Here is a 25,545-nt window from a genome sequence, read left to right on the forward strand (position 1 = left end):
ATAAAACGCTATTTCGTTTTGATCATGACCACGCGCGCACTGCTCTCATCCCATCGCCTGAGCACATTCAACGTCACATCGCTCTTGTGGCGATGCACGCGCAAATCGAATTGTGACGCTCCCAGTTTCAATCCGCGAATGGTAACATCGTCGAGGAACGAGGGAAGGACCGGATCGATCAACGTGACCTCATTCGTGGCTGCCGGCAGGTGTAGGCCTAGGCAGGCGGCTAACAGCGCGAAGGGGGCGGCCGCGGCCCAGGCCTGTGGTGAACAAGCGACCGGATACGCGGTCGGACCGCGCCGGCGCCTCCTCAAGAATCCGCAGAACAACTCCGGTAGGCGCTGCTGGTCTTGGTAGGTTGCCGCGTCGAAGATCGCCTCGAATAAGCGTGCTGCCTGGAGCTTGAAACCGTATTTCGCGAAACCAAAAGCGATCAGGGCGTTGTCATGCGGCCAGATCGAGCCGTTGTGATAAGACATGGGATTATAGCGAGTTTCGCTGGCGTTCAGGGTTCGGATACCCCAGCCGCTAAAGGCGGCTTCACTCATCAGGGTCTCGACGACCCGTATTGCGCGCGCGGGTTCTGCGATACCACCAAATAGGGCATGTCCCGCGTTCGACGATCGGACACGGCAGGGCTTCTTGTCTCCGTCCAGCGCCAGCGCGTAACTGCCGATCTCCTCGCACCAGAATTCTTCGTCGAAGCGGGCTCGCAACATGGAAGCCTCCTGCCGCAACGCGTCCGCCCGAGCATCCAGGCGGAGAGCGATCGCCATGGTCGACGCGGCCTGTTTGGCGGCATAGACGTAAGCCTGAACTTCGACCAGCGCGATAGGTCCTCGGGCCAGGGAGCCATCCGCGTGTGAAATCGAATCGTGGCTGTCCTTCCAGCCTTGATTGGCCAGCCCGCTTTCAGTCTCGCGATAGTATTCGACGAACCCATCCCCATCGCGATCGCCGAAGGTGTCGCACCATTGCAGTGCCGCCTCGATATTTCCCCAGAGTCGCTCAATCGTGGCCAGATCGCCAGTGCGCTCAAAATACTGGCCGGCCAGCATGACGAAGAGCGGAGTTGCATCTACAGAACCATAATAGAAGCCGAAAGGAACTTCCCCGAGATTGGCCATCTCGCCGCTTCGGCGTTCGTGCAGAATCTTGCCGGGTTGGGCGTCGGCTTCGGGATCGCTGCTAACGGCCTGCGCCCTTGCCAGCCGAAGCAGAACACCTTGCGCCACCATCGGATCAGCCCATAACAGCATCATCGCGGTGATGATCCCGTCGCGACCGAACATCGTCGAAAACCAAGGAATGCCGGCGTAAGGGTAGATTCCCTCGGCATTGCGCGTCACAAGCGTATACACATCGGAGGTCGAGCGACTGATCAGGTCGTTGAAGAGGGTGTTCGTCGAATCCACCTTGGCGATGCTCGCTGTCAGCGCGCGTAGGTCTCGACGAGCCCGCTGGTAGGCCTTGGCAAAGCCAATCGGTGATACGCCTGATGTGCCCACGGCAAGCCCGCCCGAAGCCTCGGCATCTATCAATTCGCAGGCAACGGTCACGAGTAGCGACGTCCGCTCGCCGGGCTTGAGGGCAAACCGGAACGAGGCGAAATCCTTCGTCAGTTGGAGCGGTGCCGGTTCGAAGCGGAGAACCGTTCGGCGCGTCCTGTCGTCGAGGCCGCGATAGGAGAATTCTACGAGCGAAGAAATGGCCCGGCCGTCCATTTCACCGCGATGGGCCCGCTTCATCCCCCTCACCTCAAACAAATCACGGAAGTCTGCATCGAAGGCCAGAGACAGGCTGAATTCGTGGGGAACGCGGTCGAAATTGCGTAAGCCAATCCGCTCGTAGCACGCCGAATTCCAGAGGAACTTTGTCCGCTCTATTGCGATGGCGTCGCGCGGAATGAGCGCGTTGCCGTCGCCGCGAGCAATTTCAGGATTGGCCAAATCCACGGTGAGGGAAGCATTGTCGTCTTGGATGACCGAGCTGAGCAGGAGCGGCCGCTTGCCTTCGAAGAACAGTTGCAGCCGGGAAAGATGCCGGGTGTCATTGCAGAAAATGCCTTCGGACGTACCAGGGGTGATACCCATGTCCCCATAGCTGTCGAGAACCGCGAAGGCATCACCGGATTTCAGTGTGCGGAGCGGTCGTTCCACGAGAGATGGATGGGCATCGAGAGCGTGATCAGCCAACTGCTCGTGGGGTGGTGGAATCTCGCGCTCACGCGCTGCGATGCCATGCTCCTTCATCCAAAGGCTCCTCCTCGCTGAAGACCGGGCTGGACAGGCCGTAGTGCGTCACGGCTCTGCGTCCATTGTGCGGCGCTTTGGCGTCCCCCAGACGAACCCAGCAAGCGATTGAAGGCGTCGAGATAATCGCTCGCCATCCGTGCCGCGGTGAAACGGCTTTCGAAATACCGCCGCACTTCATAGCGATCCATGGTGACGCTGCGCTCCGCGGCTACGACGGCCTCAGCGATGGAATCCACGATGATGCCGGACACACCGTCTTTGATTACCTCAGGCACCGAGCCGTTGCGCCAGGCAATGACAGGCGTTCCCGCTGACATCGATTCGATCATCACGAGCCCAAAGGGCTCGGGCCAATCGATCGGGAAGAGCAGCGCGCGCGCACCTGCAAGAAAGGCCGCTTTCTGCCCTTCATCGATCTCGCCTATGAACTCGATCAAGGGGTGATCGAGCAAGGGCTTGATCTCTGCTCGATAATAGTCTTCGTCAACGGGATCGACCTTGGCCGCGATCTTGAGCGGCATGCCAGCCTGCTTTGCGATTTCAATCGCTCGATCGGGCCGCTTCTCGGGCGTAATCCGCCCGAGAAAAGCGAGATAATCCCCTCCTCGTGGATCGAATGGACACAGACCCCGCCCCAGACCGTGTTGAACGGTCGCCAGCCAGTTCGCAGTCGCAGGCATTGGGCACCGCTGGCAGTCGGAAATCGATATCAGCGGCATCTGCGGGAAGGCGTGATAAACGGGCAGGAAATCCGGCAGATCCAACCGGCCATGCAGCGTCGTTACGCATTTCTGGGCAAGATCCGTGAAAACGGCGTGCTGCAGCAGGTCGAGATGGAAATGGATAATATCGAAGGAGGCCGCTCGCTCGCGAACTTTGGCGAGCATGGCGAGATGACTGGCCGTGTGATCGCGGATGCCCGCGAGGCGCAGACCTTCTGGCGCGCATGCCACCAATTCAGCGGAAGTTTTGGAATCGCCCGACGCGAAAAGAGTGACTTCATGTCCGAGCCGAACGAGTTCCTCGGTCAACCAGGACGCCACCCGTTCCGTTCCGCCGTACATCTTTGGAGGGACCGCTTCGGCCAGCGGTGCAACTTGCGCAATCCGCATTCTCTTTCTCCGCCCCCCGCGCCGACATATACAGGCCAGCATGCAACGCCGCTTCGGCCCGAAAGTTCGCGCTCAGGGGTCGGTCATGCGCTCTCCGACAGGTGCTCGCGGAACTATTTCGGGCATGGCAACCAACATCAGGAGGAATGCGGCTGACGCGATGCCAGAGAGAACAGCAAAGGCGACGCTGTATCCGGCCCAAACCACGATAGATCCCGCTAAAGCATAACTCGACGCGCCGCCGATGCCTTGGATTGTGCCGATAAGTCCACGCGCCATATTATAGCGACCACTGCCTCGGACTGCACCGTAGAGAACAAGCGGCAGCAAAACGTCGAATAGCCCCGATCCAATCCCGTCGAGGATCTGGAAGCCGATCACCCAGTAGGGATCAGCGACAAAAGCAAACAAGATGCCGCGCAGCGGTACGGCGGCAAACGCGAGAAGAAGGAGCACCTTCCTGCCGACCGGATTGGACCGCATCACAAGGTAGGCCATCGGAATCGTCGTGAGTTGTGCCACCACGATCGCAGCTGAGGTCACTGCAGACTCGAAACCCTTGGCCTCCAGTGCGAGCTTCTGGCTTGCCAGAGCCAACATCGGCGCATTGGCGAAATGGAAGAGCGCCGTGCCGAGCGCGAGCAGCACAAAAGGCCGTTCGGTGAACAAATGCCGCCAGGCATAGGGTCGCGCTCGGCCGTCGTCGGTTTCGTCCAGGCCGCGAGCGAGTGCATGATCGATGCCGTGAGAGGGTATCGAAAGGACCGCGATCGTTGTCAGCATCGCGAACAGCGGAAGCATATAGAACACGCCGCGCTGACCGAAATAGGTGCCTACAATTCCGGCCGTCGCCGCGACGAAAAGATTGCCGAAACGGTCGAACGCAGCATTGCGCCCAAGCTGCGCAGCAATTTCCCGTGCCCCGAAGATGCCGAGCGTTATCGCTACGACCGTCGGTCCGAACACACCGCCCAGTAAAGCCATGCTGATATCGGCAACGAAGACCACCGCCAGTGTCGGGAAAGTCGCGATCGCCACTCCCATTAGCGCTAGCGCCCACGCACCCCCAACGATCAGGGCTCGTTTCGCTCGGGTGGCGTCAATGAACGCACCCAGGGGGGGATGAAATGCGATGCCAATCAGGCCGCTGGCCGTCAGCAGAGCACCGATCGTCCCTTGGTCCCAGCCAGCATCCGTCAACAGGAAGACATTTACATACGGCCCGAGCCCTCCTCTCAGGTCGGCCAGTAAGAAGTTTACCCAGTCCAGGCTCAGACGATAGGACATCCGCTCCTCACGAGTCCGACATCAAATGTCGGGTTTATGAACCCACTCTCGGCGTGCTTGGTCGTGTCAGCATCCGAAGTTCTTGAGTGGTCACCGACAATCCCAAGATATGTTCGCACCTGCACGGGAGTACTTAATCGAAAGCTGCGGCTGGTGAATCCGCATCGGACCGGCGCCGCAGGGTTTTCGCATTCGCCAAGCTGCGCTCCGATATCACGCAATGCTCGCTAGGTGTGAGGCGGCAGCTCGATTGCCTAGCGTAAGATCGGCATGGCGGATGCAAGATCGTTGCGGATGGTGGTGGCAGCGACCCCCGCTTCGCCCATGGCATGGCTGATCTGATCCAGGCCAACTACGACGTCGCCGGCAGCATAAAGCCCCGAAACATCCGTCCTCTGGTGGGCATCGACCTTCACGCAACCCTCCTCGGTCAATGTTGCGCCTGCCGACGCCGCTAACTCCGAATGAACCTCCGACCCCAATGCGGGATAAATGGCATCGAACGTCATGAAATGTTCGCCGACCCAGAAGTGGATTCGGCTTGGGTCGAGAACAAAATCCTTAGGCCGCCCCCCGACGATCGTGACACCGATCGTCCTGACACGGTCCAAGTCCAGGTCGGTCAACTCTGATCTGTCGTCCAGAACCAGCGTGACACGATCGGTGAACGATCTCAAAAAGATGCACTCGCTTAACGCACGGGCATCGCGGCCAATGACGGCCACGTCCTGGTCCGTCACCTCGTAACCGTCGCACACGGGGCAGTACCGCAGTTGCCCGCGGCGCAGCGCATTTGCGTGAAGGTCTTCTGGGATCGCGGGACGCCTGTTAGTCACGCCCGTTGCGAGAAGGACGGATCGCGCGCTCACGAGGGAAGCGCCCACCTCAGCCTGAAAACCATCGTCGGCGGCCTGGAGTCGATCGATGTGAGTGTTGATGAAGCCGACCCCGTATTTCAGCGCCTGGACGCGCATGCGGCGCAGCAGATCCGTTCCGGAAATTCCCTTCGGAAAGCCCGCGTGGTTGCGTGTCAGGGGAATTTGCAGCGCTCGGCTGTTTCCGTCGTCGGCTACGATGATTTTGAGATGGAACCGAGCCAGATAGATCGCTGCCGTAAGCCCGGCAGGGCCTCCACCTATGATTAGGCAGTCGAGGTTTTCAGCCATCGCTCGCCTTTCACGATCGTCGGAGCAGTCCGTTATGCCGTGTTACTTCCGCACAAGGTCAAGCGCCGGTTTCGGCGTTGCGCGCTCCCACCGGCTTGGATTCGGGAGAACGCCGGTGGCGCAGAAAGATGGACAACACCACAAGGACCGCCGTCGATAGAAACTCCGATTGCCAATTCTGAAAGCATTCAAACCAGAGCTGTGAATCGCCGAGATAGTCCAGGGCCGATTGAGCTTCCCGGCCGTGATGAGCGGCCTGTGCGTTGGCCTTGACCATGCTGAACCGCCAGTGGAGGCCGAAAGAGGCGATGAAGAGAAGTGCCAGGGCGATGCCCAGGGAGCGTCCATAGAGCCAAGCAAGGATCGGATGGTGAGCACCCCACGCGACCTCGTCGTCTTCTCTCTCCGGGGCATCCGGATCGCGCGACTCCGCCGAACCACGTTGAAGCAGCATCGCCGTCAAGACGACATAGACCGCCATCTGGAGGAATTCGCTCTCCCAATTTTCAAATAGAGCGGACAGAAAATCGCCTCCGGATAGGTAGGCTGCGAAACGGATCGCGGCTTGGCCATGTTCAATGAGCTCTTGGTTTCGCGCCGAGTGGCCGGTGAGGGCCATGCCGACCAGAGAAAGAAGGAACATTGCAGATAGAGCCAGCGTGAGGCCATTGTCGCGAATGAAATTCCGCATCTGCGCGCTGCCTCAGTATCCTGGATTGTCTCGGTGCAAGCCCGGTCGGGGGAAAACTCGCCCTGTAATTCGATGTTCCGCCTCGAGCGGCGGCCAGGGACGTTCTACAAACTCGGACTGAGGTGGGACTCGCGGCGTCACAACCTGACTTCGGTCGCGATCACGTCCGATACGCTGCCGGTCGAAGTAACTGACTAAAGGATATGTGGCGTGCGCGCTTTACAGCCAGTCGCCAGATATCGAAAACGCCTTTGAAGCTGCGCGGCGCATGCCGTTACGGTTTGGAAGCTATGTAATCCTCAACTCCGAAGCCGCAGAGAAGCATCGTTGCGTCGCCCTCCTCTCTCGGTCGGCTCTAGAGAGCTTGCTAGACAAATCTCGCTTCAACTGTTGAGCGTTTTGGGGCGCCTCGACGCGCCCGACGAATGAAATGAAGGCGGCCGTCGCGGCGCCTCGTCTCAGCAAGATGCTGATCGATCTTCGCTTTTAGATCCGGGTAGCTTTCGATACGGTTGGATTAGCCGTGAGCATTGTTTTGGCCCTCTTTTTCCATCGCTTGCGCATCGCAAAACCATTCGAGCAGCCTATCTTCCTTGGACGTCAGATCGGGCTCCTTTGTTGGCTGCGAAGGCCCCAAGGACGAAGGGTTCCGGTTTCGTGGGAACCTCTCAATCATTTGCCTAGTTTAGCGAGTCGCTTCGCATCCGGCAGGAGGCACTGATGCAAAAAGAACCTAAAACCCTGGGCTCCCCGTCCCTCGATACGCTCAAGGACGGATGCTACGCAGTAAAGCAGGTCCGGAAGTCCCTGCCCAAGGTGGGCCAGGCCCCCACCTCACCCAAAGCGACACGGCTTTCGAGACCCATCGCGAGGAAACTGAAGCTCATGTTGAACGCCTCACTGAGGTTCTCGAGCTCGTCGGCAAGGCGCCGCGCGGAAACACCTGCGACGCCATCCTCGGCATTATCGAGGATGGCAAGAGCATCATGGAGGGCTTCTGGGACAACCCGGCCCTGGACGTCGGCCTGGTCGACACAGCGCAAGGCCGTCGAGTACTACGAGATGGCGTAAGCCCTAGGCTCAACAGCTTAGCTTGAAAGATGCCGTCGCTCTCCCTGGCGGAAGAAACCAGGATGGACAAGCTCCTGTGGCATATCGGCACCGCTTCGGCCAATGCCAAGGCTCAGGCGAAGAGTGCCGCTTGAGCAACAAGCCGACCTCACGACTGGGGCGGTACTTTTTTTCGAGGGCTGCAATGACCGATTATTCTCACTTGGTAACGCAGAACAACAAGTGCTCGCCTTTCACCCGAATGGCTCAGGCCATATCGAGCTGGACGGGTAAGCCGATCACCTTTTTCGCCGCCGTTGGCATTATCCTCATCTGGGCTATTTCTGGGCCGTTCTTTGGTTTCAACGACACCTGGCAGCTCGTCATCAATACTTCGACGACAATCATTACTTTCTTGATGGTCTTCATTATTCAGAACAGCCAGAACCGTGACACCGCCGCGATGCAAATCAAACTTGACGAGCTGATAATCCGGCTGAAGGGAGCGCGGGAAGAGCTTCTTGATCTTGAAGAGCTGGATGAAGGGGATTTGACGCAGATCCGGAAGGATTTCGCAGCGCGAGCGCAGAAAGCAAGGGATAAAGCAGACAGAGAAGAATGAACGGGTAAACCGACAGGTTTCCGATGAGGTTCAGAACGAGCTGGTTCCACGATTTCGCGACTGGTTGCGCACGATTTGCAGGCCGCCCCGCTATGCTGCTCATCGCGGTGGCACTCTCGCTGATAGGCTTCGGGGCGTTTTTCTCGGGTAGCGACCATCTATTAGGCGGCGCTAGTTTAGCAATCAGTACGATTACATTGTTGCTGTTGCCCATCCTTCAAGCCACACAGAACCGCGATGGAGCTGCACTTCACGCAAAAATCGACGAGTTAATTAAAGCTCACGACCACGCACGGAATGCGCTCATCGGCATTGAGGAGGGTACTGACGTAGAGATCGAGCGGATACGCCAGGATGAGCAAAAGACTGCGCAGTTGGAAAGTGGGGAACCGCAGTGAGCGGTCCGTTAGTGCATTTCAATAAGGCGGTGCCCCAAGCCCTCCATCGACTGGGACGACTGGGGCGCGCTCCAGAGGAGTCAAGCGGAAGGCCAATGGCGAGCGTCGCTCGAAATGTCAGGCTTTGCGACTGAACGAGGCCACCGTTATAACAGAGGGCAAACTTGGTTCGGCTAACACTACGCTCGCTGGAGCAACGGAGCGACTTGCAACGGATAACGGTAGAAGCGATCCACGATCTCATCGCCTTGTTATCAATTGGCTTGGACGGCGCCGAGATATGGGTAGGGCGCTCATTCAGTCGCGATTGCCGATGATTAGGAGTGCATCACAACCGAGCTTGGGCACAAATATCGGTACAGCGCTCTCCAAACGAATGAGCTGCTCACGTCCATCGATATCTGATGCAAAGGGTTCCTTGGTCGGGACGCAGTCGCTCAACCCGGCCGGATTACGAATAATCCCAGTGCTCGAAACCTCCAGCAAGAGCGACTTCACCAGTAATAGTGCGGGCGGTAATAACCCCGGTTCCACCCGTAATAGCGCGGACGGTAATAGACGGGACGGGCATAGTAGTGGCGTGGGCCATAATAGGCCGGATATCCATATCCGTAGCCATAGGCGGGATATCCGTAGCCATAGGCCGGGCGAGCCGCCGATGCGATTAGCCCCCCGAGCAAAGCGCCGCCGACGATCCCGGCGGCGACGGCCCCGCCGTTCCCGCCATGATTATAGTAGCCCCAGCCTGCACGCCGATAATACGCTCCGGCTGTTCCCACACTGCCCAAGACGATCAAACCGGCAGTGGCGAGCGTTGCGAGTTTCCTCATCACACCCTCCTATTCTCGCTGCGAAGGTCGGAAAGCAACTCCCGAAATCATACACTGACTGCCCCGACGCGAGTAAACGCAGACCATTGTTGTTGAGTTCCGACCTTTAGAGCCACAGGCACCACGATGACGATGCTGAGAGCAAGGATGCCACCGCCGACGATTCATTCGGCCGAGCCAGGCGGGCCACCGGCGTACGCGTCGACCCCGTTGACGGCGCGCCAACTAATGTTCTGTGCCACGCGTCCGACGCTTTGCCGGATAGCGCGACCGAATCCGTTGGGATGCGCTAGCGGGTCATAAAAGCCGCCCGTCATAACTCAATCGTGGGAACCAGCCGTCGTGAGAATCGACGGCTTTCGCTGAAGGCCGTTGCTTTTCGCTTCGCTCCAGTCGATCCGCAGTGACGGGAATTTTGTTTGCGCAATTGCCCGATGGCTGGGGGACGCAGCGGAAAGAATCCGCTGCGTCCCCGGAAAAGGATTAAATATCTGCCGGGCGCGGACCGATGCGCTCGCCATGCGCGACGCGCTCGGGTGCCTTGTGGACCATGGTATAGGCGTAGTCGACGCCCATGCCGTAGGCGCCGGAATGTTCTTTCACGATGGCCATGACGGCGTCATAGGTCTCGCGATGGGCCCAGTCGCGCTGCCATTCCAGGAGCACCTGCTGCCAGGTCACCGGTACGACGCCGGCCTGGACCATCCGGTCCATGGCGTATCTATGCGCATCGCCGGAGGTACCGCCGGAGGCGTCCGCAACCATATAAATCTCGTAGGCGCCTTCCAACATGGCGCAGAGCGCGAAGGTGGTGTTGCAGACCTCGGTCCACAGGCCGGAGACAACGACTTTCTTGCGGTTGTTAGCGGCGAGCGCATCGCGCACGTTCTGGTCGTCCCATGAGTTCATCGAGGTGCGCTCGAGGATCTTGTTCTGGGGGAACACGGCCAGCAGCTCGGGATAGGTGTGCCCGGAGAAGCTGGTCGTTTCGACCGTGGTGATTGTCGTTGGGATGTTGAACGTCTTCGCCGCCTTGGCGAGGCCCACGACGTTGTTCTTCAACACCTGCCGGTCGATCGACTGCACGCCGAACGCCATCTGCGGCTGCTGGTCGATGAAGATCATTTGGCAGTTCTTCGGGGTCAGGACTTCCAGGTACTTGGACATGTTGCTCTCCTCTAGGTGAACGTGTGGACGGCCTGACGATGCGTAGCAGAATGGGTCAGTTACCCTGCTCGCCCTGCAGCGCAGCTTGCAGATCCGCGGTGGGAATTGTCGCTCTGATGCGCATGGCGGCTGCGAATCGCGCCTGCACATGAGGATCGGCGAAATAGGAATAGTCCGGGTTCTGCTGCAGCTGCGCGTAAGGCGGCGGCTCCGGCAGGGCCGCCGTTTTTTGTCCTCGTGCCGAGGCCAGCCAGAGGCCTGCCAGGGAAGCGATCGCGCGCCGCCATTCACGCCTTGGCTCCCTCCCCCGCGCCTGCAAGGCCAGGCAGCGGATGGATATGCAGGAAGTGTCGCACGACCGGCCCCTCCTTCCCGACATGGAAGCGCCTGACCTCGCTTTGCACATCGGCATCGGACTTGGACACCCGGCGGTGCTGGCGAAGATGCTCGGCCCAAGACGAGACCATGAACCATTCGACCAGCCCCTCCGGATCTGCCGTGTCCTCGGTGATGCCCCAGCCGTAAGCGCCGTCGCGACGCCGCTCGACCGAGAGCGCGTTGATCGCGCGTAGGAACACCTCGCGATCGGCCGCCGGCACGCGGTACTCTATCAGGATCAGGACAGGTCCGCGGTCGTTGGCGACCTCGGCGGCGACGAGCGGCTCTGGCCAGTGGTTGGAGGGCGCGAGGTCGGCTTCGCCGGCCGGCAGCTTGATCCGCTGCATAATCAGGCCGGTCACAAGCAGTGCGGCTGCTCCAATCAACAGCGTGACGCGGATGCCGGCGGCTTCCGCCACCGCACCCCATCCAAGGGTGCCCGCGGTCATCGCGCCATTGAACACAGTGAGATAGACTGCAAGCGCGCGGCCGCGCACCCAGTTCGGTAGGATCGCCTGGGCGACGCCGTTGAGCGTCGTCAGCGCCACGATCCAGGCGGCGCCGAGCAGCAGAAGGACGACGATCGCGAGCCATTGCGGCGGCGCGAGCGTTAGCACGGCCATGACCGCCGCAGTCAAGACGGCCGAGAACAGCAGAAGCCTTTCGGCATCGAGGCCGGCGCGCAGACGTGGCAGCAGGATAGCGCCGCCGATTGCACCCGCGCCGACCGCGCCGAGCAGCACGCCGTAGAAGCCAGGCCCGCCACCGAGTAGGTTGCGCGCGACCAGCGGCAGCAGTGCCCAGACGGCGCTGGCGCAGCCGAAGAAGATCGCCGCACGCAGCAGCACGACGTGCAGCTCGCGGCTCGCCCGGGCATAGCGGAGGCCGGCCCGGAAGGCACCGGCGAACTGCTCGCTTAGCGCATCGTCGGCGCCTATAGGGCGGCGCCACCAGAAAAGCGCGCCGATGACAATGACGTAGCTCAGCACGTCGGCGCCGTAGGTCACGCCGGCGCCGAAGGCGGCGAGGATCAGCCCGCCCAGCGCCGGGCCGATGGCGCGCGAGATGTTGATGCCGAGCGAATTCAGCGCCACCGCGCTCTTGAGATCGGCCTTGCCGACAAGCTCAGGCACAATCGCCTGCCAGGTCGGCGCCATCAACGCCGCGCCGACGCCGCCGACGAAAGTCAGGCCGACCAGGGCCGGCACGCTGAGCTGGCCCAGGCTCGCCAACGCCATCAGCGACAGGCTGACGCAGCCGAGCAGGAGCTGGACCGCGATCAGGAACCTGCGGCGGTCGAGGATGTCCGAGAGCACGCCGGCGGGGATGGCGAGCAGGAAGACCGGGAGCGTCGCCGCCGCCTGAACGAGCGCCACTGCGGCCGGCGCACCGGAGAGGTCCGTCACTAGCCAGGCGCTGGCGACATCGCGCATGAAGGAGCCGATATTGCCAATGATGGTCGCCGCCCAGAGCACGGCGAAGACGGTTTGGCGCAGCGGCGCGAAGCCGGACGGAGGTGCCGGCGTCGTGGAAGTATTCACTACGTGTCTCCCTTGCGCCGCGATCGGTCGTCGAGCGCGACCACGATGAAGCCGCCGACCAAGCCGAGATGTTCGAAGAAGCCATTCATCGCCATCGCCCTTCCCTGGCCGGCCGACATCTCCCAGAAGCGAATGGCGATGAAGGTCGCGGCCAGCGTGAACCCGGCGAGCGCCAGCGCAGCCAGCCAGCGCCAGCGTCCGATCAGGATCAGAGCAGTCATCGCAAGCTCGAAGACAATGATGCCGACGGCGAAGAGCGGTGCCGGCGTTAAGCCGAAATGGGTCATCTCGGCTAGCGCACCCTCAAAATCGAGGATCTTGGTCACTGGCCCCTGGATATAGGCGGCACAGAGCAACAGCAGCGCGAACCAGCGCAAGGCGCCGGCCGGCGGAGAGGCGCCGTTCCTGGCCATGTCACACCGCCCAGCAGGCGCAGCCGAGCGCTCCCCAGAAGGAACGATAGTCGGAGGCCGGCAGCGCGCTCGACCAGGCGCCGGCATGGTCGTGGCCATGGACGTTGCAGGCGCTGGCACAGCGGCAATTGGTCATGGCGGCGCGGCGCAACGAGTTCTTGCCGGCGCCATCGGGCTCGCCCCAGGCGGCGTATCCTTTGAAGGTTCGGACCGGTGACCAGTCGGGCATCGCCGGTGGGGGGGCGCTCTCTTCGAAGGAAGCGAAATCGCGGGCGCCATAGACGACCTTGCCACCGACCACCGTAAGATCCGCGGAGATATGCGCGATCTCGTCCTCCGGACAGGCGAAGAAATCGCGATCGGGCACGATCAGATCAGCAAACTGGCCGACCGCGATCTGGCCTTTCTTACCCTCCTCATTGGAGAACCAGGTGACCTTCTCGGTCATCATCCTGAGCGCCGTCTCGCGATCGAGGCAATTGCGCTGCGGCGTGACGCGCAAGCCGCCGACGGTCTTGCCCGTGGCGAGCCAGGCGAGCGCGACCCAAGGGTTATAGGAGGCGACGCGGGTGGCGTCGGTGCCCGCGGAAGTCTTGATACCCTTTTCTATCATGCGCGCCACCGGCGGGGTCGCCTCGGCCGCCTTCGCGCCGTAGCGTTCTACGAAATACTCGCCCTGATAGGCCATGCGGTGCTGCACCGCGACGCCGCCGCCGAGAGCGGCGATGCGGTCGATCGAGCGCTCCGAAATCGTCTCGGCATGGTCGAAGAACCAGTTCAGCCCCTTGAGGGGAATGTCCTTGTCGACCTTCTCGAAGACATCAAGGGCGCGCGAAATTGTTTCGTCATAGGTCGCGTGCAGGCGCCAGGGCCAACGGTTCTCGGCGAGGATGCGCACGACGCCTTCTAGATCGCCCTCCATCTCAGGGGGCATATCGGGCCGAGGCTCGCGGAAATCCTCGAAGTCGGCAGCGGAGAAGACAAGCATCTCGCCCGCGCCGTTATGACGGAAATAATCGTCGCCTTGCTTGTACTTGGAGGTCTTCGTCCAGTTAAGAAAGTCCTCCTTCTCCTGCGTTGGCTTCTGCGTGAATAGGTTGTAGGCGAGGCGGATGGTGATTTGGTTGTCGTCGGCGAGCTTCTGGATGACGGCGTAGTCGTCTGGGTAGTTCTGGAAACCGCCACCGGCGTCGATCGCACCGGTGACGCCGAGCCGGTTGAGCTCGCGCATGAAATGCCGGGTCGAGTTGACTTGATACTCGAAAGGCAACTTCGGCCCCTTGGCGAGCGTCGCATAGAGGATGCCGGCATTGGGCCGAGCCAGCAGCAGGCCCGTCGGATTGCCATTGGCGTCGCGGGTGACCTCGCCGCCGGGCGGGTTCGGCGTGTCCTTGGTATAGCCGACCGCCCGCAGCGCAGCACCGTTAAGTAGAGCGCGGTCATAAAGATGTAAGATGAAGACCGGAGTGTCGGGTGCGACGGCGTTCAGCTCCGCGATTGTCGGTAGGCGCTTCTCGGCGAACTGGTGCTCGGTGAAGCCGCCGACGACGCGCACCCATTGAGGCGGCGGCGTGACCGCCACTTGGCGCTTCAGCATGTTCATAGCATCGGCCAGCGTCCGCACGCCGTCCCAGCGAAGCTCCATGTTGAAGTTAAGCCCCCCTCGGATGATGTGGAGATGATTGTCGATCAGGCCTGGCAATGCGCAACGACCCTTGAGGTCGATCACCTTTGTGTTGGAGCCAGCATGAACCATGACTTCTGCCTCGCTGCCGACACTGAGGAAAACTCCGTCCTTCACCGCTACGGCGCTTGCGGTCGGGTTGCCAGGATCCAGCGTCGTAAAGCGGCCGCTGCGGAGAATGAGATCGGCGGTCATCGGGCGGGCTCCTTGGCCAGGGGATTGGGGGCCGGCCGCTTGGGCGACGGCGCTTCCGAATAGGCCCGAGAAGGCCCCGGCAGCGGCGCCGAAGGTGGTTTGGCGGCGGGTCGGGATCATCGGTCGCTCCATTCTTGACTTTTATCGCCGGAAGTTGGCGACGGCGGCGAGCCGAAGAGGTGCTCGCCGCATTCCCGCCGCAGCCATCCAGGGGTCAGCCCCTGCCCCGAAGCGAGGCGCTTTGCGATTGGCGCGATCTGCTCTCCGGCCAGGATACCAAGCAGGCCGACGAGCGCGACCACGGGCGGCGCGGGCGATCGGACGTTCAGCAAGCCGTAGACGACGCCTACCAGGAGGCCGGCTCCAAGCGAGACCAGATAGGGCTTCATCATGCCTTCCTGTCGAGTTGAACGGCAACGGTCGGCGACCGGCCGCTGCGCGGGGCCTCAGGCTTCGATGAAGGCCAAAAGGTCGGCGTTCAGCATATTCGTGTTCACGGTCAGCATGCCGTGACCATAACCGGGATAGGTGTTCAGCGTGCGGTGCATCAAATGCTTGATCGACTCGCACGCGGCGCCGATCGGCGCGATCTGATCGTTCTCGCTATGCAGAACGAGCGTCGGCACACCTATCGCCTTCAGATCCGCGGTTTGATCGGTTTCGGAGAAGGCCTTGAGGCCTTCGCAATAGGCCTTGGCGCTGCCCATCATGCCTTGGCGCCACCAGTTCCAGATGACGCCCTGGTCGACCTCCGGAGATCCAAGGCTCGGCGACTGCGAAGGCATCCGCGGTATAGTGATCCATGTCGTGCCCTTCGGGGACCTTGGGGGGAACGGCCGTGCCCGCGCCGGTCATGTGCGACAACACGATACCCGTTGGAGAGGAAGAAGAGCATCTGCCCATCCCGGTTGTCCGACGATAGTGGCCAGCCATGATGGAACACGATTGGCTGGGAGTCCCTCGGACCCCAGTCATTGTAGAAAATCTCGACGCCGTCCTTCGTCGTGACGAATCGCATGAAAGCTCCTTGAACGATCCTGTAGGGCCCGCGCGATCGGCCAGAAAAGAGTGAGTCTTCCGCGCTAAGAGCGCCACTCGAATTGGCTTGTAGGTAGGTGGCCTTGCATGCCCAAGGGCCGATGTTAAAAACCGAGGCGATCCAAACTCGGGCGGAACTTAGGCGGCGTTTCGGGCAAAAGCCATTAGTTACCTGAGAGATACTAGCGACCAGAGCAAATCGCATGAACCGATCGAAAGAGAACGCAGAAGAACATTGCGTTGCCGATAGCTTCCTGAAGTTCTTCTCGCAGGAATGGATGAGCCACATCGTATTCTCATTGGCGCGCCGCGGGCCGTTGCGTTTCGGAGCCTTGAGACGGCAGCTCCCGCCGCTTATTTCGGCGCGGGTTCTGTCTGCCCGGCTGAAGGCCCTCGAGGCTGCAGGCTACGTTGAACGCCGCGATCTCAGCGGCCGGGTGCTTCATATCGAGTACTCTCTCACAGCTTCCGGGCGCGCCGTTGACGCCGCGCTCTCCAGGAGCGAGCAGCTTCTGTCCGACGATGCGCGCTAGTTCTGCGTCGCAGCGCGGCGACTTGATCAATCAATCTCAGGGCTGTGTCGATCGTCGCGGGTGATCGTTTCAGCGATCCTAGATTTCGCGGCGCCAGGCAACGGGAGACACCCCTTCCCGCCGGCGCAAACATCGATGAAGCCGTCTGTGGGACTGCCCGGACGCGAGTATGGATTGTCACTACCAAGACGACCGCGGGCCCCCGCAGGCGGCGGCACTTATCGATCCATCGGACACGCTGGTCCTTCTGCTCGACCATCAGTTGGTGCTGTTCCAAACGGTCAACGATATCCCCGTTGCCGACCTCCGTCGCAATGTTGAGATGATCGCTCGGCTGTGCGCGCTCCTGAAGATTCCGGTGATCACGACCGCCTTAGAAGAACAGCCGGCACCAACGGCCCATTTTATGCCGGAGCTTCATAAGCTCGCCCCTTACGGCCGTCTGCGTCGGCGAAAGGGGAAGGTGAACGCCTGGGATAATGACGACCTCGTGGCTCAAGTTAAGCCGACCGGCTGAAAATCCCTTATCATGACCGGTGTCTGGACCAGGATCTGCGTAACGTTCCCCGCTCTCGACATCCATCTCCATCGTCTGAGCGCTATGACGCCATGGAAAGCTTTCGTCGGCGGACCCGCCCGAGCCTCTCACCCAGCTCGATGCGCCTCTCGCGGCCGCGGCAGTGAAGTCACAAAACGGAAAGCCTGCGCCTCGCTTTTGAGTGAGCATTCGATCTGACCGAGACGCGCATCGTCGCTGTTTGCGAAAACGGCACCGCCGGGGCTTGACATAGATCCAGATTTGGCGATTTTAATATAATACAATGTATTCATATAGAAGACGCAATGGCTGTTCGCTCTCTTTCGACTACGCTCAAGACGCTCGCGGTCTGCGACATCATCGCCGCGTCACCGAAGCCGATGAGGCTGCCCGACGTCGTCAAGGCGACAGGCGACCAGCGCGCCGCGGTCTATCAGCGGCTGCGTACGCTGGTGGATGCAGGCTTCCTCGAGCAGACGCCCGACGGGGCGTTCCGCCTGGCGCTGCGCTTCCAGTTCTACGCCGTGCGCGCGCTTGAGCAGGCCAATCTCGGAGAGCGGACGACGGAACTACTTCAAGAGATCGTCGCGGAGAGCGGCGAGACGGCGACCATCTCCGTGCTCGACGGCTATCACGCGGTCATCATCAACCGGGTGGAGTCACGCCAGGTGCTGCGTGCCGATCTGCGGGTTGGCGCGCGCATGGCGCTGGGAGCCAGCGCCTCGGGTTCGGTGTTCGTCGCCTTCGGCTCGCAGGAGATGCGGGAGCGCCTACGTGAACAGGGCATCACGCTTCCAGACGATGCCGCGCTGGGAGAGGTCCGCGAACGAGGCTTTGCCGTATTCGCCCCAACCGACCCGCAATTTGTCGCAGCGGTGGCCGCGCCGGTCTTCGACGCCGCCGGCCAATGCATTGCAGTCATCGCGATCTCCGGTCCGACCACGCGCTTCGACCACGCAACCTGCGCGCCGATTGCGGTCGCTGCCGCTCGACGTTTCAGCGCTCAATTCGGGAATACATGACTTGAATGCCCTGTCGTTCTCCCACGCCTCCGAATCCGGTCCCTGGCAGCCGCAGGCCCTGATGCGGTCGCCCGCCACGCTGATGCGGCCGGAGAAGTTGGCTGCGATCCAGCCCTCGCGGATCAGTGCCTCGCGGACCCTGATGGCACGCGCCTCCGATCAGCGATGGCAGATCACCTGCGAGGATTTCGCCATCGACGAGCGCGGTCGCGGCACGGCGCGCTATAGCATCGAGGCCAATGGGTGGCATTTTACCTTCCCTATCCTCTCGTTCGAGCCCTGTGGCCGCGAACGCACCGGCCGCATCATCGGCCGGTCCTGGGACATGATGGGCGGGCTCATCGAAGGCAAACTCTCGCCGGCCGGGATCGAACAGCTCCGTCAAGAACTGCCGAAGCTCTATGAGGGCCGCGCCACCCCGAAAACCTTGACGTGGGCGCGCTCGAACCGGTCGGGACGGCTGTTTGATCTCGCCGTGGACCACCTCGCATTCGGGCGACAGCCACCGATCGCCGAGCTTGGCCGCACCTGCTACTTCATGCGCAATACCGGCATCGACGGCAACGGCACCTTCGGCACCAAATCTTTCCTGGCGTTCGCGCCTGACCACCCGCTGCGCGCCTCGCTGCAGGCGCAGATGCTCACCGCCTATATGATGCGCGTCTTTGCTGGCGATCTCGTCCAGCATTTCGCACGGATGAAAGGCGGTGCGGCGGCAGTGGCGATGCAGCCGGAACTGCGCCGCTTCCTCGGCGTCGGCAACGGCTCGGCCTTGGGGTTGATGTTCTTCGTCAACAACCACCCGCGCCTGATCGACCGGTGGCTGACGGTTCATGAGGAAGCCATAGCCCATGGCAGGCTGGTACGCGTCGGAACAGATGCGGCACCGCTCGTCCAATTGGCGGCCCTGCTCGACAAGGCGATCCTCGCACGGCGCCAGGATCGCGCCGAATACGAAGCCTTCGCGCCCAGCAGCACCGTTGCCGACGATCTCGCGATCATCCGGCGCGAACTCGATCTCCTGATCGGCCGCGTCCGTGCCGGCAGCGCTGACCCGACGCCTCTGGTCGAATTCACGGCTTCGCTCGACGGCCGGGTCCATCCCGAGGCCCATGAGACACTGCTTTCGCTTGTCATCGAACTCGTACCGGATATCGCCGACGGCCTGGCGCAAACTCTTGTGATCGACGAGGAACTCGCCGGTCGACCAGAGATGTCGATCGCTCGCCTGCGCGACATCGTCCAGGCCGATTATGGCTGGGCCTTCGATCTCGATCTCGTCTCCGAGCGCTCGCAGCGCTATGTCTGGTACAAGTCGCGCACGGCCGAGGAGCCGCGGCGCGGACCGCGCGAGGAAATCGGCGACGCGCACAATCTCGGCCTCGACCTGCCACGCCTTGTGGTGGCGCTCGATCGTGATCTTGCCGCAGCTGATCCGCGCCTCAGCGTAGCGCGCTTCCTGATGGCGCATCCCCTCCACCGCCAGGTCGTCACCCGCATTCAGGCGCTCGCCGGCTTGCCCTATCACTCGCCGCATGCCGACATTATGGCCGAGGACTTCGTTCCGGCCCATATCACCCGGCTGCTGAATGTCGGCATCCACGGCATCGACAAAGCCCGCGACTTCTTGAACCGCAATTTACGCGGCGTGATCTTTCACGGCGCCCCGATGCCGGAGGATATCGCCTCCGGCAGCGCCGATCCCCATTGGTTCTATCCGCCGGAGCCCCGGGCATGATGCCGTCCGACACGCTGATCCTGTCCGTGCGCGAGCTCCGGCTCATTCTTGAGCGGCTGGTCCAGGCGGCCGGCACTCCCGGTGGGCTGCTGCACTCCGTGCGCGATTGCGCCTTCTACTCGGCCGTGCTGCCGGGGCCGGGTCTGGCCGGCATCGCGCAGCAGATCGAGCATCTGCGTGCGAGCCGCATCGCCCCGCTCGACGATGTCGGTTCCGGCGAAACGCTGACGATCGACTGCGTCGGCCAGCATGCCTGGACTGTCGCCGAGACGCTGCTCGATCTCGCTGCCGAGCGCTTCCGGCTGACCGGCAAGGGCGCAGTTCTCGCGCTCAACCTCACGGAGGCCGCCGAATTGCGGGTCGTCTGCGGGCTTGCCGAACGTTTCGGCCTGACGGCCGACATCGAGCCGAAGGGGGACGGTGTCCAGATCTCAGTCGCGGCCCGGCCCTCAGCGAAGCGCAGCACCATCGATATGGTGCGTCGCGACGGCTTTGCCGCCGCCGCTTCGAGCTGGTGGCCGCTGTACCACGCCTCGCACGATGCGCTGATGCCCGATTCCTTCGAGAGCCGCCGCCATGCCGGCACTGTGCGCGTCGAGGCGGACGGACGGGTCATCGGCCGCAATGACGAGGATGAGACCGATCTCTCGATGCTGACCGCCGACCCCTCCCGGCTTCATGCCACTCCTGTTTCCTCCGCTTCGTAAAGGCGCTCTCCGATGCTGATAGACGGCTTGCAATGCGGTTTGTTCGACCGCGGCGTATTCGAGGATCTCAAGGCCGGCGGATTCAGTTGCGTCACGCCGACGCTCGGCTTCTGGGAAGGCGCGATCGAGTCATTTGATTCCGTCGCGAAGTGGCGCGACCTTGCGCGCGCCAACGCCGATCTGATGACTATTGTGCGGACGACCGACGACATCCTCGCAGCCGATCGCGACGGCAAGGTCGCGATGCTGCTGGGCTACCAGAACACCAATCTACTCGATGGCCGCATCCGCTATGTCGAGCTCTTCGCCGATCTCGGCGTCAAGGTCCTGCAGCTCACCTACAACAACCAGAACGAGCTTGGCTCGAGCTGCTACGAGACGGTAGATCCTGGCCTCGCCCGCTTTGGCCGCGAGGTCGTCCGGGAAATGAACCAGTGCGGCATGCTGATCGACCTCTCGCATGTCGGCGACCAGACCACGCTCGATACAATCGAGTGGTCGCAAAAGCCGGTCTCGATCACCCACGCCAACCCGGCCTCCGTCTTTCCGCACAAGCGCAACAAGAGCGATGCGATCATCAAGGCGCTAGCGGAAAAGGGCGGCGTCATTGGCTGCGCCGCCTATCGCAACATCACGCCTGAACCGGCCTGCGACAGCGTCGATGCCTGGGCGCGGATGGTGGCGCAGACCGTCGACATAGCCGGCATCGACCATGTCGCCCTTGGCACCGATTTCAGCCATCACTCCAGCCAGGCCTATCTCGATTGGATGCGCTCGGGCCGTTGGACCCGCTCGGTCCAGTACGGCGCGGGCTCGGCAGCCAAGGCCGGCCCCAGCGAGAAGCCAGCTTGGCTGAAGAAAATAAGCGGCCTGGCCGACGTCGCACCGGCACTGGAGCGGGTCGGTTTCAATGCGGCCGAGGTCGAGAAGCTCACCTCCGGCAACTGGCTACGTCTCTATCGCGCAACGATCGGTTGAGAGGACAGTATCATGGTTAGGAAAGTGATGGCTCGACCGCAGACCACGCGCCGCAACCTGCTATCGATGCTGGGGGGCGGCCTCGTCGCGATTCCCTTTATCAAGCGGGCTCGCGCCGCCGAGACGCTCTACATCAATACCTGGGGCGGTCCTTGGGAAGAAGCAGCGCGCGCGATACTCTTCACCCCGTTCACGGCGGAGACCGGCATTGAGATCCGCACGATCGCGCCGGTTTCGTTCGCCAAACTCGCCGCGCAAGCCCGCACCGGCGTCTATGAATTCGACGTGACGACACTTGGCGTCGCTGAGCTCGGCCGCGCCAACCACGCCAAGCTGATCGACACCTATGACGAGAGCAAGATCCCTACCTCGTCGCTCTGGCCCGGGGCGGTGACGCTGAACGGCGTCAACTCGCATGCCTTCGCCAACATCATCGCCTATCGCCGCGACAAGATGCCCAATGGCGGTCCGAAGAGTTGGAAGGAGTTCTGGGACACCACCAGATTTCCGGGTTCGCGCAGCTTGCAGAACTACCCTGCCCGCGTGCTCGCCTTCGCGCTGATGGCGGACGGTGTCGAGCCTGCGAAGCTGTTTCCATATGATCTCGACCGCGCCTTCAAATCACTCGACAGGATCAAGAAAGAGGTCCGCGTCTGGTGGAGCCAGAGCCCGCAATCCCAGCAATTGCTGCGTGATGGCGAGGTCGAGTTGATCGGTATGTGGAACACCAGCGCGCAGGCGATGGTCGATCAGAAGCAGCCGGTCGAACTCGTGTTCGATCAGGCCGTGATCGATGTCGCGACTTGGGTGGTCGCGCGCGGCTCCCCACGGGCCAAGAATGCCTGGCGCTTCATCGAGTTCGCCGTCGGTCCTGAGCGGCTGGCGCAGTTCGCGCAGAAGAACAATTACGGCCCGATGAACCCCATCTCGTTCAAATATCTGTCACCCGAAGTCATCCGCCACATGCCGACCTCGCCGGAGAACCTGTCGAGATCCGTCATCCTCGATGCCGAGAAGCTGTTGCCGCAGCTCGACGTCATGGCCAAGCGCTTCGAACAATGGCTGTCGACTTGACCCTGCCGGTCGCAGCGCAAGGAGGCTCTTGGAGCGCGTCCGGATGGGGCAGAGCCCTGATCCGGCCGCCGTTCCTGCTCTATGCGCCAGCTACCCTGTTCCTGGCCGTGTTCTTCCTCGCGCCACTGGGCCTGGTCGTCTGGATAAGCGTGAGCGAGCCTACGTTAGGCCTCGACAATTACGCCGAATTCTTCGCCTCGAAATACGATCTCAGCGTCCTTGCGCGAACTTTCCAGACGGCGCTGATCGTCACGGTCACCAGCCTCATCTTCGCCTATCCCGTGGCCTATGTCGCAGCCCGGAAGGGCGGGGCGGTCGCAGCCTTTTTGCTCGGTGTCGTGGCGCTGAGCTTCTGGACGAGCTTTCTCGTCCGCACCTACGCGTGGATGGTAATCCTGGGCGCGCGCGGGCCGGTCGTCGGAGTCCTCGTGGCGCTCGGCGTCATCCCACCGCCGCGCCTGCTCTTCACCACCTTCGCCGCGACCTTCGCTATGGCCCATATGCTGGTGCCGTTCATGGTGCTGGCGCTCTATGCCGTGATGAAGCGTATCGACGAGGTCTATATGCGCGCCGCAGCCAGCCTCGGCGCCCGGCCGCTCAGGGCCTTTTTGACCGTCTATCTGCCGCAGAGCCTGCCCGGCGTGCTCAATGGCGCTACCCTGGTCTTCATCACCTGCCTCGGCTTCTATGTGACGCCGACGCTGATCGGAAGCCCGCAGGACAAGATGATCGCCGGTCGCATCGGCCAGCAAATCGAGCAATTGCTCGAATTTGGCGCGGCCTCGGCGACTTCGATGGTCCTGCTCGCCGCCGCGGTCGCTCTCTTCGTGATCTACGACCGCCTATTCGGCATCGAAAAGATGTGGAGGTGAGATGTCGCGCTCCACGGTGATCATCGCGGTTGTTGTCGCGATCCTGCTGGCCGCTCCGATGTTCATCGTCGTGCCGATGTCCTTCAGCACCGCGCCGTCGTTGGAGTTTCCGCCACCGGGCTATTGGCTGGGCTATTACCGGCGCTTCTTTTCCGATCCGAACTGGACGGGCCCGGTTCTGAACAGCTTCCTGATCGGGCTTGGTACGATGGTCCTGGCGATGCTGCTCGGTGCGCCCGCCTCCTTCGCGCTGGTGCGCTACCGGTTTCGCTTTCGGGCGGCCTTCCGGCTCGTCGTGATGATGCCGCTGATCGTGCCCCACATCGTGATGGCGCTGGGCTATTATAGCTATTTCGGTTCGCTCGGGCTGGTTCAGAGCATGACCGGCGTGATCCTCGCCCATGCCTGCCTGTCGATACCGGTCGTGGTACTGACGTTGACCTCGGCGCTGGTCAGTTTCGATCGCAGACTCGAGAACGCTGCAGCGAATCTCGGCGCCCGGCCGCTGACGACCTTTCGGCTGGTGACTTTTCCAATCTTGCGACCGGCCTTCCTCGTGGCGGCGCTGTTCGCCTTCATCCATTCCTTCGACGAGGCGGTGATCGCGATCTTCATCTCCGGCCGCGACAGCGCAACCCTGCCTCGCCAGATGTTCAACAGTTTCCAGATGGAAGCCGACCCTGCCATTTCCGCCGCATCCTCGCTACTGCTGGCTGCCGTGCTGGCCGGGCTCGGTGCGCAGTTCGCCGCCCGGCTTGTGCGCCGGCAACGGCCTGCGACGACCCTCTGAGACGCTGGAGCCTTCCGATGGAAACCGCCCGTTCGCTGTCGCTGAAATCGGTGACCAAGAGCTATCTGCCAGGGCAAAACGCGGTCGACGCCATCGACCTGGATGTCGCGCCGGGCGAGTTCATCTCCTTCCTCGGCCCCTCCGGTTCCGGCAAGACGACCACGCTGATGATGATCGCAGGTTTTGCGCGCCCCACGCGAGGCGAGATCAGCATCGCCGGGCGCCAGATCGATGCAGTCGAGCCCTATGACCGGAATATCGGCATGGTCTTCCAGAACTATGCCTTGTTTCCTCATATGAACGCGGCTGAAAATGTCGGCTTTCCGTTGCGCATGCGCGGCGTCGCCAAGGCGCTGGCGCAGGCGAAGGTCGCGGCTGCGCTCGCCATGGTCGGGCTCGCCGACTATGCCGGCCGCGCCCCGGCCGAGCTCTCCGGCGGCCAGCAGCAGCGCGTCGCACTGGCGCGCGCCCTCGTATTCCAGCCGGACCTCGTTCTGCTCGACGAGCCCTTGGGAGCGCTCGACAAGACCTTGCGCGAGCAAATGCAGATGGAGCTGAAGCGCATCCATCGCGAGCTTGGCGTCACCATGATCTATGTGACCCATGACCAGACCGAGGCGATGGCGATGTCGGATCGCATCGCCGTCTTCAACCGAGGCCGCATAGAGCAGATCGGAACGCCGAGCGAGGTCTACTTCACGCCTAAGACGCGCTTTGTCGCCTCCTTCGTCGGCGACAGCAACCTGTTCTCGGGCAAGACCCGCGAGGACGGCCTCGTGGACGTCGACGGGTTCGGCACGGTCGCCACCAGCGCCCGGCACATCTCTCCGGGCAAGGACATCAGCGTGCTGGTTCGCCCCGAAACGGTCCGGCTCAGTTCCGAACGGGCGGGAGCATCGCCCCTGCGAAATTCCATTACCGTGGAGGAGTTGGTGAACTATGGCGACAGCGTTCTTGTCCTAGGCAGCAAGGCCGGGCAAGAACTGCGGATCCGGGTTCCCAGCATGGACATGCCAAACTTGCGCCGCGGCGACGAATGCGGCGTCGAATGGACCCCCACGCGCATCCATGTGATCGAGCACTGACTTAACAATACTCGCATATGGCGCTGCTTATAGGGCTCGCGAGCACGTTCGCCAGCTCGTCGAAGTCAGTTGCCTCGCCCTGGTGTTGGTCACCACCGTCGATCGGAACTCATGCGTATTCCTCGTTATGGGTCATGTTGTCGATTGATCCCCGTGACACCACTGGTTGATGACCTCAATCACAGGCCGCGGCGGACATACACCACGCCGCCCCGCCGCGTCGCGGAAGCGGTACGAAAAAGTCACGGCTGGGCCCTAATGGAAACGTTGCCGCAAGGGGGCACGGTTTCGATTCCCGGCGTCTATGTCGGAATGGGCGACAAAATCCCGCTGGGCGCCGCGATGAACAAAGGCCTGACTTTTAAAATGGGCCAGACC

24 protein-coding genes and 1 pseudogene are annotated in these 25,545 nt (G+C 61.9%); 13 read left to right on the plus strand and 12 right to left on the minus strand.

The window, feature by feature from the left end; genetic code table 11:
- Window positions 1–8: 8 nt before the first annotated feature.
- From AC2FAN_RS20390 to AC2FAN_RS20410, 5 genes are all read right to left on the minus strand, one after another.
- Window positions 9–2,255 carry an amylo-alpha-1,6-glucosidase gene (locus tag AC2FAN_RS20390; RefSeq protein WP_265055268.1) on the minus strand — a complete coding sequence of 749 codons (2,247 nt, stop codon included), beginning with the start codon at window positions 2,253–2,255 and terminating at the stop codon, window positions 9–11.
- The gene (locus AC2FAN_RS20395) at window positions 2,252–3,370 is read right to left on the minus strand and encodes a glycosyltransferase family 4 protein (protein ID WP_265055269.1); all 1,119 of its coding nucleotides are present in this window, start codon (window positions 3,368–3,370) and stop codon (window positions 2,252–2,254) included. The genes AC2FAN_RS20390 and AC2FAN_RS20395 overlap by 4 nt, the downstream gene beginning before the upstream one ends.
- 72 nt (window positions 3,371–3,442) lie before the next feature.
- A complete protein-coding gene (locus tag AC2FAN_RS20400) occupies window positions 3,443–4,657 on the minus strand; it encodes an MFS transporter (RefSeq protein ID WP_485176087.1) in 1,215 nt (404 codons plus the stop codon).
- 254 nt (window positions 4,658–4,911) lie between these two features.
- Window positions 4,912–5,823 carry an NAD(P)/FAD-dependent oxidoreductase gene (locus AC2FAN_RS20405; protein ID WP_485176088.1) on the minus strand — a complete coding sequence of 304 codons (912 nt, stop codon included), beginning with the start codon at window positions 5,821–5,823 and terminating at the stop codon, window positions 4,912–4,914.
- Window positions 5,824–5,881: 58 nt separating this feature from the next.
- Window positions 5,882–6,514, minus strand: coding sequence for a DUF6766 family protein (locus tag AC2FAN_RS20410; protein WP_485176089.1), 633 nt, complete (start codon window positions 6,512–6,514; stop codon window positions 5,882–5,884).
- Window positions 6,515–7,290: 776 nt separating this feature from the next.
- Here AC2FAN_RS20410 and AC2FAN_RS20415 point away from each other — a divergent pair.
- From AC2FAN_RS20415 to AC2FAN_RS20425, 3 genes are all read left to right on the plus strand, one after another.
- Window positions 7,291–7,611: a YciE/YciF ferroxidase family protein gene (locus AC2FAN_RS20415; RefSeq protein WP_485176090.1), complete on the plus strand. Its 321-nt coding sequence runs from the start codon at window positions 7,291–7,293 to the stop codon at window positions 7,609–7,611.
- Between the two features lie 158 nt (window positions 7,612–7,769).
- Complete coding sequence (locus AC2FAN_RS20420) at window positions 7,770–8,186, plus strand: low affinity iron permease family protein (RefSeq protein ID WP_442865104.1); 417 nt, start codon at window positions 7,770–7,772, stop codon at window positions 8,184–8,186.
- A 23-nt stretch (window positions 8,187–8,209) separates the two neighbouring features.
- Window positions 8,210–8,584, plus strand: coding sequence for a low affinity iron permease family protein (locus AC2FAN_RS20425; protein WP_265055273.1), 375 nt, complete (start codon window positions 8,210–8,212; stop codon window positions 8,582–8,584).
- Between the two features lie 494 nt (window positions 8,585–9,078).
- On the opposite strand, the gene AC2FAN_RS20430 is transcribed toward AC2FAN_RS20425, so the two are convergent.
- From AC2FAN_RS20430 to AC2FAN_RS20460, 7 genes and pseudogenes are all read right to left on the minus strand, one after another.
- Window positions 9,079–9,414: a hypothetical protein gene (locus AC2FAN_RS20430; protein WP_476807819.1), complete on the minus strand. Its 336-nt coding sequence runs from the start codon at window positions 9,412–9,414 to the stop codon at window positions 9,079–9,081.
- Window positions 9,415–9,897: 483 nt separating this feature from the next.
- Window positions 9,898–10,581, minus strand: a complete 684-nt coding sequence (locus AC2FAN_RS20435; RefSeq protein ID WP_265055275.1) for a hydrolase — start codon at window positions 10,579–10,581, stop codon at window positions 9,898–9,900.
- A gap of 287 nt (window positions 10,582–10,868) precedes the next feature.
- Window positions 10,869–12,500, minus strand: a complete 1,632-nt coding sequence (locus tag AC2FAN_RS20440) for an MFS transporter (RefSeq protein WP_485176091.1) — start codon at window positions 12,498–12,500, stop codon at window positions 10,869–10,871.
- Entirely contained in the window at window positions 12,500–12,913 is a 414-nt protein-coding gene (locus AC2FAN_RS20445; RefSeq protein ID WP_265055278.1) for a DoxX family protein, read from the minus strand. Before AC2FAN_RS20445 ends, AC2FAN_RS20440 begins: the two co-directional genes overlap by 1 nt.
- A gap of 1 nt (window position 12,914) precedes the next feature.
- Window positions 12,915–14,912 (minus strand): amidohydrolase, encoded by a 1,998-nt coding sequence (locus tag AC2FAN_RS20450; protein WP_485176092.1) that lies wholly within the window; start codon window positions 14,910–14,912, stop codon window positions 12,915–12,917.
- On the minus strand, window positions 14,909–15,181 hold the full coding sequence (locus AC2FAN_RS20455; RefSeq protein WP_265055280.1) for a XapX domain-containing protein: 273 nt from the start codon (window positions 15,179–15,181) through the stop codon (window positions 14,909–14,911). The genes AC2FAN_RS20450 and AC2FAN_RS20455 overlap by 4 nt, the downstream gene beginning before the upstream one ends.
- Window positions 15,182–15,238: 57 nt before the next feature.
- Window positions 15,239–15,810, minus strand: a pseudogene (locus AC2FAN_RS20460) (alpha/beta fold hydrolase).
- Window positions 15,811–16,033: 223 nt separating this feature from the next.
- Here AC2FAN_RS20460 and AC2FAN_RS20465 point away from each other — a divergent pair.
- The 10 genes from AC2FAN_RS20465 to AC2FAN_RS20510 all read left to right on the plus strand — a co-directional run bounded on the left by AC2FAN_RS20465 (window position 16,034) and on the right by AC2FAN_RS20510 (window position 25,167).
- Window positions 16,034–16,363, plus strand: a complete 330-nt coding sequence (locus AC2FAN_RS20465) for a winged helix-turn-helix transcriptional regulator (RefSeq protein WP_265055281.1) — start codon at window positions 16,034–16,036, stop codon at window positions 16,361–16,363.
- Window positions 16,364–16,532: 169 nt separating this feature from the next.
- Window positions 16,533–16,880 carry a hypothetical protein gene (locus AC2FAN_RS20470; protein ID WP_485176093.1) on the plus strand — a complete coding sequence of 116 codons (348 nt, stop codon included), beginning with the start codon at window positions 16,533–16,535 and terminating at the stop codon, window positions 16,878–16,880.
- A 326-nt stretch (window positions 16,881–17,206) separates the two neighbouring features.
- The gene (locus AC2FAN_RS20475; RefSeq protein ID WP_265055282.1) at window positions 17,207–17,923 is read left to right on the plus strand and encodes an IclR family transcriptional regulator; all 717 of its coding nucleotides are present in this window, start codon (window positions 17,207–17,209) and stop codon (window positions 17,921–17,923) included.
- A 1-nt stretch (window position 17,924) separates the two neighbouring features.
- A complete protein-coding gene (locus AC2FAN_RS20480; RefSeq protein WP_485176094.1) occupies window positions 17,925–19,661 on the plus strand; it encodes a hypothetical protein in 1,737 nt (578 codons plus the stop codon).
- Window positions 19,658–20,368: a hypothetical protein gene (locus tag AC2FAN_RS20485; protein ID WP_265055283.1), complete on the plus strand. Its 711-nt coding sequence runs from the start codon at window positions 19,658–19,660 to the stop codon at window positions 20,366–20,368. The genes AC2FAN_RS20480 and AC2FAN_RS20485 overlap by 4 nt, the downstream gene beginning before the upstream one ends.
- 12 nt (window positions 20,369–20,380) lie before the next feature.
- Window positions 20,381–21,346, plus strand: a complete 966-nt coding sequence (locus AC2FAN_RS20490) for a dipeptidase (protein ID WP_265055284.1) — start codon at window positions 20,381–20,383, stop codon at window positions 21,344–21,346.
- A gap of 12 nt (window positions 21,347–21,358) precedes the next feature.
- Complete coding sequence (locus AC2FAN_RS20495) at window positions 21,359–22,420, plus strand: ABC transporter substrate-binding protein (protein ID WP_265055285.1); 1,062 nt, start codon at window positions 21,359–21,361, stop codon at window positions 22,418–22,420.
- Window positions 22,405–23,292 carry an ABC transporter permease gene (locus AC2FAN_RS20500; protein WP_485176095.1) on the plus strand — a complete coding sequence of 296 codons (888 nt, stop codon included), beginning with the start codon at window positions 22,405–22,407 and terminating at the stop codon, window positions 23,290–23,292. The genes AC2FAN_RS20495 and AC2FAN_RS20500 overlap by 16 nt, the downstream gene beginning before the upstream one ends.
- A gap of 1 nt (window position 23,293) precedes the next feature.
- On the plus strand, window positions 23,294–24,082 hold the full coding sequence (locus AC2FAN_RS20505; protein WP_476807668.1) for an ABC transporter permease: 789 nt from the start codon (window positions 23,294–23,296) through the stop codon (window positions 24,080–24,082).
- A gap of 17 nt (window positions 24,083–24,099) precedes the next feature.
- Window positions 24,100–25,167 (plus strand): ABC transporter ATP-binding protein, encoded by a 1,068-nt coding sequence (locus AC2FAN_RS20510; RefSeq protein WP_485176096.1) that lies wholly within the window; start codon window positions 24,100–24,102, stop codon window positions 25,165–25,167.
- Window positions 25,168–25,545: the final 378 nt, after the last annotated feature.

Source organism: Allobosea sp. RIT-PG3_2 (assembly GCF_057321085.1).

What these genes read in the sequence shown, in the direction of transcription:
- AC2FAN_RS20415 (WP_485176090.1), top strand. Translation starts at nt 7,291, where the DNA reads ATGCTACGCAGTAAAGCAGGTCCGGAAGTCCCTGCCCAAGGTGGGCCA.
- AC2FAN_RS20445 (WP_265055278.1), bottom strand. Translation starts at nt 12,913, where the DNA reads ATGGCCAGGAACGGCGCCTCTCCGCCGGCCGGCGCCTTGCGCTGGTTC.
- AC2FAN_RS20470 (WP_485176093.1), top strand. Translation starts at nt 16,533, where the DNA reads ATGGATTGTCACTACCAAGACGACCGCGGGCCCCCGCAGGCGGCGGCA.
- AC2FAN_RS20505 (WP_476807668.1), top strand. Translation starts at nt 23,294, where the DNA reads ATGTCGCGCTCCACGGTGATCATCGCGGTTGTTGTCGCGATCCTGCTG.
- AC2FAN_RS20450 (WP_485176092.1), bottom strand. Translation starts at nt 14,912, where the DNA reads ATGATCCCGACCCGCCGCCAAACCACCTTCGGCGCCGCTGCCGGGGCC.
- AC2FAN_RS20420 (WP_442865104.1), top strand. Translation starts at nt 7,770, where the DNA reads ATGACCGATTATTCTCACTTGGTAACGCAGAACAACAAGTGCTCGCCT.
- AC2FAN_RS20500 (WP_485176095.1), top strand. Translation starts at nt 22,405, where the DNA reads ATGGCTGTCGACTTGACCCTGCCGGTCGCAGCGCAAGGAGGCTCTTGG.
- AC2FAN_RS20405 (WP_485176088.1), bottom strand. Translation starts at nt 5,823, where the DNA reads ATGGCTGAAAACCTCGACTGCCTAATCATAGGTGGAGGCCCTGCCGGG.
- AC2FAN_RS20490 (WP_265055284.1), top strand. Translation starts at nt 20,381, where the DNA reads ATGCTGATAGACGGCTTGCAATGCGGTTTGTTCGACCGCGGCGTATTC.
- AC2FAN_RS20395 (WP_265055269.1), bottom strand. Translation starts at nt 3,370, where the DNA reads ATGCGGATTGCGCAAGTTGCACCGCTGGCCGAAGCGGTCCCTCCAAAG.
- AC2FAN_RS20510 (WP_485176096.1), top strand. Translation starts at nt 24,100, where the DNA reads ATGGAAACCGCCCGTTCGCTGTCGCTGAAATCGGTGACCAAGAGCTAT.
- AC2FAN_RS20495 (WP_265055285.1), top strand. Translation starts at nt 21,359, where the DNA reads ATGGTTAGGAAAGTGATGGCTCGACCGCAGACCACGCGCCGCAACCTG.
- AC2FAN_RS20400 (WP_485176087.1), bottom strand. Translation starts at nt 4,657, where the DNA reads ATGTCCTATCGTCTGAGCCTGGACTGGGTAAACTTCTTACTGGCCGAC.
- AC2FAN_RS20430 (WP_476807819.1), bottom strand. Translation starts at nt 9,414, where the DNA reads ATGAGGAAACTCGCAACGCTCGCCACTGCCGGTTTGATCGTCTTGGGC.
- AC2FAN_RS20455 (WP_265055280.1), bottom strand. Translation starts at nt 15,181, where the DNA reads ATGAAGCCCTATCTGGTCTCGCTTGGAGCCGGCCTCCTGGTAGGCGTC.
- AC2FAN_RS20475 (WP_265055282.1), top strand. Translation starts at nt 17,207, where the DNA reads ATGGCTGTTCGCTCTCTTTCGACTACGCTCAAGACGCTCGCGGTCTGC.
- AC2FAN_RS20425 (WP_265055273.1), top strand. Translation starts at nt 8,210, where the DNA reads ATGAGGTTCAGAACGAGCTGGTTCCACGATTTCGCGACTGGTTGCGCA.
- AC2FAN_RS20485 (WP_265055283.1), top strand. Translation starts at nt 19,658, where the DNA reads ATGATGCCGTCCGACACGCTGATCCTGTCCGTGCGCGAGCTCCGGCTC.
- AC2FAN_RS20435 (WP_265055275.1), bottom strand. Translation starts at nt 10,581, where the DNA reads ATGTCCAAGTACCTGGAAGTCCTGACCCCGAAGAACTGCCAAATGATC.
- AC2FAN_RS20410 (WP_485176089.1), bottom strand. Translation starts at nt 6,514, where the DNA reads ATGCGGAATTTCATTCGCGACAATGGCCTCACGCTGGCTCTATCTGCA.
- AC2FAN_RS20390 (WP_265055268.1), bottom strand. Translation starts at nt 2,255, where the DNA reads ATGAAGGAGCATGGCATCGCAGCGCGTGAGCGCGAGATTCCACCACCC.
- AC2FAN_RS20465 (WP_265055281.1), top strand. Translation starts at nt 16,034, where the DNA reads ATGAACCGATCGAAAGAGAACGCAGAAGAACATTGCGTTGCCGATAGC.